Genomic DNA, 9,020 nt, shown 5'->3' with positions numbered 1-9,020 from the left:
TGTTCAATTTCATCAAGCTCATTTTGGTATAAAGGATTAATCATATTTGACAACCTCCTAATATCTGTTATATAGTGTCGTTAATAATTTTGTTTGAGTTTTGATCTCCGCTGTTGGCGCAGCGGTTTTCTTCTATTTGTTGCAAAGTAAGCAAGTTATCATATAGTACATCTACTTTTTCCGTAAACGTTGTTATAACTGTAAGGCGTTGTGTGTCCGAACCTGTTTGACCGATCAATGGACTTACTATATCTAGGCATTCCGCTATATATTTTTTCATTCTCCCTTCGTAGCTCCCTTCTCTGACGATCGTATTCATCACTCGTAACCGAACTATCGAACAAGAAATACTTTCCATCCTTCGATATATCCGCACCTAATTTCTTTGCTAAGAGTATGTCAGCGAATTCTGTACTTATTTTTCTCCTAATGGTTTGGTACATGTCATACCTCCAGTAGTTCAGGGGTGGCGTATTTGTTTCCGATTACCACAAATCCATCTAACACAGCGTCATAAAGCGCTGTTCTCCATTGATCACCTGCGTATTTGGGTTTAGTGTTTACTTGGTATTGCCCTTTGTGAAAAACTACTTCGCCGCTACTTTCATTTAATTTCATTACGTCACCTTCATAAATCTTGTTGCCTTTACTGTCCTTCAATCCTGCGCATTTCATAATCACGCAATCATTAGGCTGTATGTCAACGTGTATATCCTTTTGGTTAATGATGTCAAAACCTTTAGCCGTTACCCAAGGTTCCGTTTCCATATGCAGGTGTAAAACTTCATACATTTTCTTTCTTTTCTTGTGCCACGCCCGATAATCCAGTACGCTCATAGTTTCCAATCCTCCTTATAATCGCTCCTAAACTACAATCTACTGCTTCTTCCATGCAAAATTTACAATGCGGCTGCCACTCTTTGCCTGTGTGTAATTCGTAGTCCGCTTCACGTCCGCACCAGCATTTATTTTCCAACATATACATAGCCTTGTTTCTTGTTATTTTCAGATACGGCTTTAAGTTCTTTAATTCTCAATTCCAGTGGCTTAGCAAACCATTTCTTGTTTACCTTCATTTTGTTTTATCTCCCCTCTGATATTTGATAAGATGTGTGCTATTACATCTACTGTCCAACCATTGCCTAAACATTTGTAGCGCTGTGCGTTGCTAATACCTTGTGTGTAGTCATCTGGTAGTGTCTGCAACCTCTCACACTCAATTGGTGTAAGCTTGCGGATGTACCCATCTACTAAAACACCACGATTATTTTGAGTTGTAAGTGTATAAAACTTATTGCCGTCATTAAATCTCTGGCCGTTTTGTTTTATATCAACTCTGTCTAATGCAATACATCCAAATAGATATTGGCCCATCTTAGCGGCTCCACCGCCTGCGTCTCCACATAAAGTTACTGCTTTGTCATGGATGTAATAGACTCTGTTCGCTTGACTATCTTGTCTAAAATAGCCCATTTTCCCACGCTGTACTTCCTTGTCTAAGATTTGTAAAGTCTGGTCAAATGGGACCATGTATTCGTTGAGCGGAACATGTACTAACTGTCGTCTGCTTTTCTCATAATATTGTTTAGCGTTACCTCCTTTATGATAGTTAGCATCAATGCAGTAGCTTTTTTCTCTATCGACCTCAGAATGCTCATGCACAATGTCTTTTAGCATTATTCCTTTGTCTTCTGGTTGAGATATGTTAGGAATATTAGTCCAGTAAAGACGTTTTCGTCTCTGCGCTGATACCAAGGATGAATTGATTTCAATCGGTTGCACCCCTAAATACTCACTGATAACGTCTTGACACCACTGTTTCATGCTTACATTTTCAAGCAAGAAATATGTCGGGTTTACCTCTTTTAAAATCCTCACATACTCGAAAAATAATTTACTTCTAGGGTCGTCAAAGTTTAATCCCTTCCCTGCTTTTGAAAATCCCTGGCAAGGACTACCGCCTATTAACAAATCTATCTTTGGCAAATCGGCACCTTTTACCTGTTGGACGTCCCCAATCTGTATAGTGTTAGGAAAGTTTTTTTGTGTTACTTGTATTGCGTATTTATCAATTTCACTGGCGTAGTAGTTATCAACTTTGATCCCTGCACGTTGCAAGGCTAATTGACCACAACTAATGCCATCAAATAGGCTTAATACGTTCAATCTATCACCACCTAAAAATATATGAATACTTGGTTTACACCTCAAACAAATCACGCTCTAATGCTTCAATCCTCTGACAAATGTCATGCTGCCAATCTGTATCATTAAGCTCATAAGCTATATAAGATAATGACTTTAACTCGTCTAGCCGCTGAATCATTCGTAAATTTTGTTTGAGTAATGGTTGCAACAACTTAACTGCGACTGTATCTAAATTCAATTCTCCATTTTGATTCATCGACATCCATGTTATAACCGCCATCTTGCGGTGTATGGGATGTATGCCGATCAAGGGGTATCACTCCTTTTTATTTTTTTATGCGTTTGTACATCAGTACAAGATCAGACCTTAGATCGTTTCTCAATCCTACTACTCTTGAGAAAAAGTGTATTTTTTTGACTCGTTCCGCTTCCTTCTCCAACACATATTCGGCGAATTCAAATGCGTCTTTATCTTTTGCGTGTGTAACCCAATGTGTCTCAGCTGTTACCATTAACGCTCTTTTTATATCAAATGCGATGTCAGACATTTCTTGGTATGTTAAATCCACTCTTGCATTGCTTTCAATTACATACATGCTTTAATCTCCTTTCAATCTTGATCTAATATAGAGACTTCTTTTTTGTAGGCTTCATTTGCATCACATAACAGAGTGGTGAAATGATCTAAACGTGCAAACCTTGTGTTTATACCTTCAAGAATTTTATTATTAAGTGTTTTGGTTAACAGTCTTCTTGCTTTTTCATCTACCGCTATTGTTATCTCCATTACTTCTTCAAAGGTCATTGTGCGAAGGTATTCAATCAACTTCTGTTCATCCTGAGTTAGTTTCATGCTGTTTCCCTCCGATCCATCAAAGGTAAGATTCCTCGTTTGCTCAATATTTCATGGATAAAGATTCTTCCTTTTTGCGTCCATTGTGTGTTCATCGTTACATCTGGATCTCCGTTGCTGCGTGTAATATCAATCGTTTTAGATTTTGTATAACCTTTATCGTGATAGTTGCGATATAACAGCCATTGCTTGTTTTGTTTGTATTGGACACGTTCTTCATGAAGAATTTTATTAAGTGCATTACCTGACATTCCGTAATCTTTCGCTATTTGAGTAATCGTCACAGTTCCTTTTGATTCAAGTATCTGATCTAAATAGCTAATCTTAGGCTCATATTCAGCCACACGCTGTTCTAGCATAAGCGACTTAGTTTGTAATGCTTGTCGTTCCTTTGCTTCCTCAATCCACTTTTCCGCACGTTGTACTGGATCATCGATCATGTAAGATGGTGTTGTTATGGATTTAAGTTTCTTTTCAACTTCGATAAAGTAACGTCTTGCGTTTCGCCCTTGATCATTGTTTTCTACCATTGCTAATTCCTTAGCTGTATCAAGTTTAAGAATGTATTCTGTTCTTGGACGACCACTGTCAGAGGTTTTCACCAAAACTGGGGAAAACTCTTCACCATCTGTAAAACCGTACTTTTCAATGCGATCTTTAATCCAAGTTGTAAAATCTTTACCTACATTTAAAAACTTGTGTAATTCTCGACCATCTACAACATGTTCGCCTGTTTCTGTTTGATAAACTGGTATAAGTTCATTTGCTACAAGTTGTTGGTTCATTTGCTAACCTCCTAATAGGATTTAATTAACTCCCTGTTGAATTACCATATAGGGAGGTGAAAAAATATGGCTACACAAGTACACGCTTGTTTATGTGGTAACTGGGTTAACTTGAATGATGATCCTGAATGTGTAATTGGTTCTGACAGAAAGAGTCCTTATCTATGGTGGGAAGAAAATGCTACCATTTGGAGTCCATCCAAGAAAGAAGAGAATACTTACTACCAACTTGATTATGTTCACATCACTTACAAGGGAGTTGATTATCGAATCAACCCTATCTTCATTCAAATAGTTAACAGTTAAATTCTCGTTTCATATTTTTTTCTAGTAAATCCAAGTCGTCAAGCTCCACCTTGTCGGCTTGGGAACTATATAACATATCAATTTGTTGCTTGACTCTTCCCCACTGTCCTAAACTAAGACCGTTAACAGCATTTTTAAATTCGTTAATTTTTTGTTCTGTTAGTTTTTTCATTTCATATCCTCCTAAATTGATTGATCAAATTTCTAATTTACGATTTAAAGCGTAAAGTCTATCAAGCAAGTCTAAGATTGTTTTAACGTATTCAACTACTAGTTCAGGCTCACACTCTTCAAGGCGAATTATCATTTTGTTGAACAATTCCACTAAATACTCTTCGTATCTGTCTTTTTTAATTGTGTTAAATTTTAGTTGGTTCATTTATTTACTCCTTTCAGCTTTTTGTTATGCAATATCTTCACGTTCGATAGTTGGATATATTCCTTGTTGCTTCAATAGATCGTATAAGAACAGCCTGCCTTTTTGGGTCCACTTCGTTGTGATATTTGATTTGTCTGCATCAATAACATGTGTAGATGTTTGTGTATAGCCTTTGTCTTGGTACTTAGCGTATAAGAGCCAGATGTTACCTTGTTTATATTGGACCCCTAATTCATTTAGCTTGCGGTTTAGTGATACTGCACTCATTCCGTAGTCCTTTGCAATCTTTGATACAGATAGTAAGGATTTGTTTTGCAGGACCATGTCGTAATAAGTGGCTTTAGGTTGTAGCTCATTGTTTTGCTGTAGCAACACCAGATTTTCAGTCGTTAGAGATTCCACTTTCTTCTGTAAAAACTCATGCGCCCTTTTGATTACCATTTCTGGACTGTTCCACTTTTGTTCTAATTCAAGGAAGTACATTCTAGCTTGCCGACCTTTTTCATTACGTTGGATCATACATAGTTCTTTTGCCATTTCAATTTTGATGTGGTGGTCTGTATATGTTGTTTCGTTCCCTTGACCTGTTACTCTTTTTTGAGTAATAGCTATAAAGTCCACATTTTCAGTGAATCCATATTCCAGCATCCTAGAAAACCAATCGTTGTATCGAGTTGCTATTTCCAAAAACTCATGAAGCTCTCTGCCACTTACTAATAAATTTCCGTTGTCATTTGAATGCGTTGGTATTAGTTGATTCATTTGATTGCTCCTTTCATCCATTCGTTTGTTCTGATAACCATAGTTCTAAAAATTCTCTTGTTTCTCTAGCTGGAAAAAGCCATTTAGAGTTTACTTTTTTCTTCTTAAATCTAGGATCGTAAAAGAATTGCTCTTGAATAAAATTCCAACTCATGCAAGTTCTTTTCATCAATTCTTTTGAATCCCAGAATACCAATTCAGCATCATAATCTTTAATTATCTCTGCTAGCTTTTGTTTTAACTGCTTCACTACCTCAGATTCATTAACTACCACACTTACAACACTCAATATTCTCCCTCCCTAGAACAGTATTTAAAATACCCTTTTGAGTCAAAAAAATATGCATAATTAAATACAGGTATTGACAATACCTATTTAGGGTAATATAATTATCTATGGTATTGATAATACTTATCAACAAGCAGATGAAACAATATCTGGGAATAACTCGTCAGGCTCTTTGGACAACTTAGCTGAGATTCTAAAAAGTAATTGTGTACTAGGATTAACACGTCCATACTCTAAACTTTTGATGTGTTCAGCAGAAATCCCCAAAATTTCTGCAAACTGTGTACGAGTCCATCCCATATCTTGCCGACTCTTTTGTAGTTCGTGCCTTTTTTCTGTGGAAGCCTTCATCGTAAAGTTTCACCCCCTTTGTGCTTCTCATTATAAATGGTATTTTAACTACCGTCAAGTATTTTAAATACCCTTTTTAAATATTTTTTTTGATGGGAAGTGTATTAAACAAATGTCAACATTAGGTAAAAGAATTAAAGAATTAAGAAAGGCGAAAAAATATACTCAAGAATTTATTGGAAGTAAGTTAAACATGGGTAGATCTAATTTTGGTCATATTGAAAACGACAGAGTAACCCCTTCTGCTGAAGATCTTGAGAAAATAGCTGATATTTTAGAAACAACAACAGATTACTTATTAGGAAGAAATAATCTAATCGTCTCTGAATCAAGAGAACCATACAATATCACCTCTGATGAATTGAACGACTTAAAAGAAATATTATTATCAAAAGGCGAAGTGAAATTTGATGGAGTGTTGTTGGATGAAAATAAAAAACAGAGAGTAATGGATATACTAACTGGCTTGTTTTGGGAAAATAAAGGGTCAATAAAGAAAGATGACAACTAAAAGAAGGTGAATAAATATGGCTTCATACAGGAAGAGAGCTAACACATGGGAATATAGAATAACATATACGGATAAGCAGTCAGGGAAAAGAAGAGAAAAGACTAAATCTGGTTTTTTAACAAAAAAAGAAGCACAACTAAGTGCTGCTGCAGAAGAATTGAAACTAGAAGAAAGAGGATTCTCTAATAACGGAAATGAAATGATTAAAGAGTATATCCTGAAATGGTTAGAGACTCATAAGAGACCTTCCGTTAAATTCAATACTTATACTGTACAGGAGAGAATTGTTAGATTAAATATCATTCCAAGATGGGGTAATTATAAACTAAAAGAAATTAACAGAAATGAGTACCAAAAGTGGATTAACGAATTGCGGAACCATTATAGCGAAGGTACAACAAGACGCATACATAGTATTTTTTCGTGTGCGATTAATGATGCAATATATGACTTCGGAATACTAGTCGATAATCCCTTAAAAAAAATAAAAATAATAAAGGATGAGAGTGCCGAATCTAACAAAATCAAGTTTTTTACCTTAGATCAACTTAATCAATTTTTAGATGCTTGTAAACCAATTAAAAATACAAAGTATGAACATGACATGAAGTATCAAACTTTATTTACATTGCTGGCTAGAACGGGTTTAAGGATCGGTGAAGCACTCGCCCTGCACTGGGATGATATTGACTTTGAAAACTCAACACTAAGAATCAATAAAACACTTGTTTACCCACTGAATACTGACCCTAGAGTAACAACCCCTAAAACAAGATCGAGTATACGAACAATAAAGTTAGATAAATATATGATTGAAAACTTGAAAGAATATAAAACAAATCAACAAGAAGTCGTTAAATTATATAAATACACAGAATCACAACTAAACCTAGTATTTTTTCAACAGGATGGTAGATGGTTGAGGACTAATGTTGTCAGGATGTATATGAATGCGGTTTGCGCCCGTATTGGCTTGCCCGAATTATCACCGCATGCATTACGGCATAGTCATGCTGTCCATCTATTGGAAGCTGGAGCGAATATAAAATATGTAGCGGACAGGTTGGGGCACTCAACGATCAAAACCACCGAAAGATACCTGCATATAACCTCGAAAATAGAAAAAGATGCTCTTGATTTGTATGCCAGTTATCTAAAATAACATGGGCAAAACATGGGCAAGAGCATCAAATATATACTTAAAGTATTGAATTAGCTAGGGTTATCCTATGCTACCTTCCATTTCGAACTTAATCAATCTGTTCATCTCCACCGCATATTCCATCGGTAGCTCCTTCGTAAATGGCTCAATAAAGCCCATGACGATCATCTGAGTCGCTTCGGCTTCACTTAAACCACGGCTCATCAAGTAGAACAGTTGATCTTCGGATACTTTAGATACAGTCGCTTCGTGCTCCAAAACGATGTTATCATTCATGATTTCATTGTATGGAATTGTATCAGAAGTAGATTGATTATCTAAAATCAAGGTATCACATTTAATGTTGGATTTAGCACCTTCTGCTTTACGTCCAAAGGAAGCTAAACCACGATATGTTACTTTACCGCCATGCTTACTGATGGACTTAGAAACGATGGTGGAAGTAGTATCTGGAGCTAAGTGAATCATTTTTGCCCCTGCATCCTGTAATTGTCCTTTACCTGCAACAGCAATTGACAATACGCTACCTTTTGCCCCACGACCTTTTAAGATTACGGCAGGGTATTTCATGGTAAGCTTGGAGCCGATGTTGCCATCCACCCATTCCATGTTCGCATTTTCCTCAGCAACTGCACGTTTTGTAACCAAGTTATAAATGTTTGGCGCCCAGTTTTGGATCGTTGTATAACGAACACGGGCATTTTTCTTAACCAAAATTTCTACAACCGCACTGTGTAAGGAGTTAGTGCTATAAACAGGTGCTGTACAGCCTTCTACATAATGCACAAAGCTGTCCTCATCCGCGATAATCAAGGTACGCTCAAATTGTCCCATATTTTCCGAGTTAATACGGAAATAGGCTTGGAGTGGCACTTCACATTTTACGCCCTTAGGTACGTAGATGAAGCTACCACCAGACCATACCGCACTGTTAAGTGCAGCAAATTTATTATCTGCTGGAGGAATAATCGTACCGAAGTATTCCTTCAATATCTCAGGATGCTCTTTAAGTGCTGTATCGGTATCCATGAAGATAACGCCTTGATCCTCAAGCTCCTTTTGCATGCTGTGGTATACAACCTCTGATTCATATTGCGCAGATACCCCAGCCAAAAACTTTTGCTCTGCTTCTGGAATCCCTAGCTTATCAAACGTTTCTTTGATTTCAGACGGAACCTCTTCCCATGTTTTTCCTTGTCTTTCAGAAGGCTTCACATAGTATTGAATATCGTTAAAATCCAACTCGCTTAAATCTCCGCCCCATTCTGGGTTCGGCATTTTCTCGAATTGCTCTAATGATTTCAGACGGAAATCAAGCATCCATTGTGGTTCATCCTTCATACGTGAAATTTCAGTTACAATCTCACGCGTTAAACCCTTTCCTGATTGGAACACAGACTTATGCTCATCACGAAAGCCATATTTGTACTCTTCCATTTCCGGCGCTTTCTTAGCCATAGTGAACACCCTCCTT

At 36.9% G+C, this 9,020-nt stretch carries 16 protein-coding genes; 3 read left to right on the top strand and 13 right to left on the bottom strand.

Annotated features, from left to right (window positions below; genetic code table 11):
• Positions 1–67: 67 nt before the first annotated feature.
• The 7 genes from J2Z32_RS09585 to J2Z32_RS09555 form a co-directional block, all read right to left on the bottom strand.
• Positions 68–319 carry a hypothetical protein gene (locus tag J2Z32_RS09585; RefSeq protein WP_210088935.1) on the bottom strand — a complete coding sequence of 84 codons (252 nt, stop codon included), beginning with the start codon at positions 317–319 and terminating at the stop codon, positions 68–70.
• Between the two features lie 125 nt (positions 320–444).
• A complete protein-coding gene (locus J2Z32_RS09580) occupies positions 445–837 on the bottom strand; it encodes a YopX family protein (protein ID WP_210088934.1) in 393 nt (130 codons plus the stop codon).
• Positions 838–1,047: 210 nt separating this feature from the next.
• Entirely contained in the window at positions 1,048–2,166 is a 1,119-nt protein-coding gene (gene dcm / locus J2Z32_RS09575) for a DNA (cytosine-5-)-methyltransferase (protein WP_210088933.1), read from the bottom strand.
• Between the two features lie 34 nt (positions 2,167–2,200).
• A complete protein-coding gene (locus tag J2Z32_RS09570; RefSeq protein ID WP_210088932.1) occupies positions 2,201–2,458 on the bottom strand; it encodes a DUF7667 family protein in 258 nt (85 codons plus the stop codon).
• A 16-nt stretch (positions 2,459–2,474) separates the two neighbouring features.
• Complete coding sequence (locus J2Z32_RS09565) at positions 2,475–2,744, bottom strand: hypothetical protein (RefSeq protein WP_210088931.1); 270 nt, start codon at positions 2,742–2,744, stop codon at positions 2,475–2,477.
• A 14-nt stretch (positions 2,745–2,758) separates the two neighbouring features.
• Positions 2,759–3,001: a hypothetical protein gene (locus J2Z32_RS09560; protein WP_210088930.1), complete on the bottom strand. Its 243-nt coding sequence runs from the start codon at positions 2,999–3,001 to the stop codon at positions 2,759–2,761.
• Positions 2,998–3,786, bottom strand: a complete 789-nt coding sequence (locus tag J2Z32_RS09555) for a phage antirepressor KilAC domain-containing protein (protein WP_210088929.1) — start codon at positions 3,784–3,786, stop codon at positions 2,998–3,000. Before J2Z32_RS09555 ends, J2Z32_RS09560 begins: the two co-directional genes overlap by 4 nt.
• A gap of 66 nt (positions 3,787–3,852) precedes the next feature.
• On the opposite strand from J2Z32_RS09555, the gene J2Z32_RS09550 reads away from it, so the two are divergent.
• Positions 3,853–4,092, top strand: coding sequence for a hypothetical protein (locus J2Z32_RS09550; protein ID WP_210088928.1), 240 nt, complete (start codon positions 3,853–3,855; stop codon positions 4,090–4,092).
• On the opposite strand, the gene J2Z32_RS09545 is transcribed toward J2Z32_RS09550, so the two are convergent.
• The 5 genes from J2Z32_RS09545 to J2Z32_RS09525 form a co-directional block, all read right to left on the bottom strand.
• Positions 4,082–4,264, bottom strand: coding sequence for a hypothetical protein (locus J2Z32_RS09545; protein WP_210088927.1), 183 nt, complete (start codon positions 4,262–4,264; stop codon positions 4,082–4,084). The genes J2Z32_RS09550 and J2Z32_RS09545 overlap by 11 nt on opposite strands.
• A 24-nt stretch (positions 4,265–4,288) precedes the next feature.
• Positions 4,289–4,471 (bottom strand): hypothetical protein, encoded by a 183-nt coding sequence (locus J2Z32_RS09540; protein WP_210088926.1) that lies wholly within the window; start codon positions 4,469–4,471, stop codon positions 4,289–4,291.
• Positions 4,472–4,495: 24 nt separating this feature from the next.
• Positions 4,496–5,233, bottom strand: a complete 738-nt coding sequence (locus J2Z32_RS09535) for a phage antirepressor KilAC domain-containing protein (RefSeq protein WP_210088925.1) — start codon at positions 5,231–5,233, stop codon at positions 4,496–4,498.
• A gap of 13 nt (positions 5,234–5,246) precedes the next feature.
• Positions 5,247–5,522 carry a DUF771 domain-containing protein gene (locus J2Z32_RS09530; RefSeq protein ID WP_245251342.1) on the bottom strand — a complete coding sequence of 92 codons (276 nt, stop codon included), beginning with the start codon at positions 5,520–5,522 and terminating at the stop codon, positions 5,247–5,249.
• Positions 5,523–5,648: 126 nt separating this feature from the next.
• Positions 5,649–5,873 carry a helix-turn-helix transcriptional regulator gene (locus J2Z32_RS09525; protein ID WP_210088924.1) on the bottom strand — a complete coding sequence of 75 codons (225 nt, stop codon included), beginning with the start codon at positions 5,871–5,873 and terminating at the stop codon, positions 5,649–5,651.
• Between the two features lie 112 nt (positions 5,874–5,985).
• On the opposite strand from J2Z32_RS09525, the gene J2Z32_RS09520 reads away from it, so the two are divergent.
• Positions 5,986–6,384: a helix-turn-helix domain-containing protein gene (locus J2Z32_RS09520; protein WP_210088923.1), complete on the top strand. Its 399-nt coding sequence runs from the start codon at positions 5,986–5,988 to the stop codon at positions 6,382–6,384.
• 16 nt (positions 6,385–6,400) lie between these two features.
• Positions 6,401–7,546, top strand: a complete 1,146-nt coding sequence (locus J2Z32_RS09515) for a site-specific integrase (protein WP_210088922.1) — start codon at positions 6,401–6,403, stop codon at positions 7,544–7,546.
• A 60-nt stretch (positions 7,547–7,606) separates the two neighbouring features.
• Here J2Z32_RS09515 and sufB read toward each other — a convergent pair whose 3' ends face one another.
• Positions 7,607–9,004, bottom strand: a complete 1,398-nt coding sequence (sufB, locus tag J2Z32_RS09510; RefSeq protein ID WP_210088921.1) for a Fe-S cluster assembly protein SufB — start codon at positions 9,002–9,004, stop codon at positions 7,607–7,609.
• Positions 9,005–9,020: the final 16 nt, after the last annotated feature.

Source organism: Paenibacillus turicensis, from assembly GCF_017873435.1.
GTDB lineage: Bacteria > Bacillota > Bacilli > Paenibacillales > Paenibacillaceae > Fontibacillus > Fontibacillus turicensis.
This window is presented reverse-complemented; position numbering and strand designations above follow the sequence as displayed.

Bases quoted from the DNA above. Each gene is read 5' to 3' on its own strand.
- J2Z32_RS09585 (WP_210088935.1), bottom strand. From the start codon at position 319: ATGAATACGATCGTCAGAGAAGGGAGCTACGAAGGGAGAATGAAAAAA.
- J2Z32_RS09580 (WP_210088934.1), bottom strand. From the start codon at position 837: ATGAGCGTACTGGATTATCGGGCGTGGCACAAGAAAAGAAAGAAAATG.
- J2Z32_RS09565 (WP_210088931.1), bottom strand. From the start codon at position 2,744: ATGTATGTAATTGAAAGCAATGCAAGAGTGGATTTAACATACCAAGAA.
- J2Z32_RS09560 (WP_210088930.1), bottom strand. From the start codon at position 3,001: ATGAAACTAACTCAGGATGAACAGAAGTTGATTGAATACCTTCGCACA.
- J2Z32_RS09555 (WP_210088929.1), bottom strand. From the start codon at position 3,786: ATGAACCAACAACTTGTAGCAAATGAACTTATACCAGTTTATCAAACA.
- J2Z32_RS09550 (WP_210088928.1), top strand. From the start codon at position 3,853: ATGGCTACACAAGTACACGCTTGTTTATGTGGTAACTGGGTTAACTTG.
- J2Z32_RS09545 (WP_210088927.1), bottom strand. From the start codon at position 4,264: ATGAAAAAACTAACAGAACAAAAAATTAACGAATTTAAAAATGCTGTT.
- J2Z32_RS09540 (WP_210088926.1), bottom strand. From the start codon at position 4,471: ATGAACCAACTAAAATTTAACACAATTAAAAAAGACAGATACGAAGAG.
- J2Z32_RS09535 (WP_210088925.1), bottom strand. From the start codon at position 5,233: ATGAATCAACTAATACCAACGCATTCAAATGACAACGGAAATTTATTA.
- J2Z32_RS09525 (WP_210088924.1), bottom strand. From the start codon at position 5,873: ATGAAGGCTTCCACAGAAAAAAGGCACGAACTACAAAAGAGTCGGCAA.
- J2Z32_RS09520 (WP_210088923.1), top strand. From the start codon at position 5,986: ATGTCAACATTAGGTAAAAGAATTAAAGAATTAAGAAAGGCGAAAAAA.
- J2Z32_RS09515 (WP_210088922.1), top strand. From the start codon at position 6,401: ATGGCTTCATACAGGAAGAGAGCTAACACATGGGAATATAGAATAACA.
- sufB (WP_210088921.1), bottom strand. From the start codon at position 9,004: ATGGCTAAGAAAGCGCCGGAAATGGAAGAGTACAAATATGGCTTTCGT.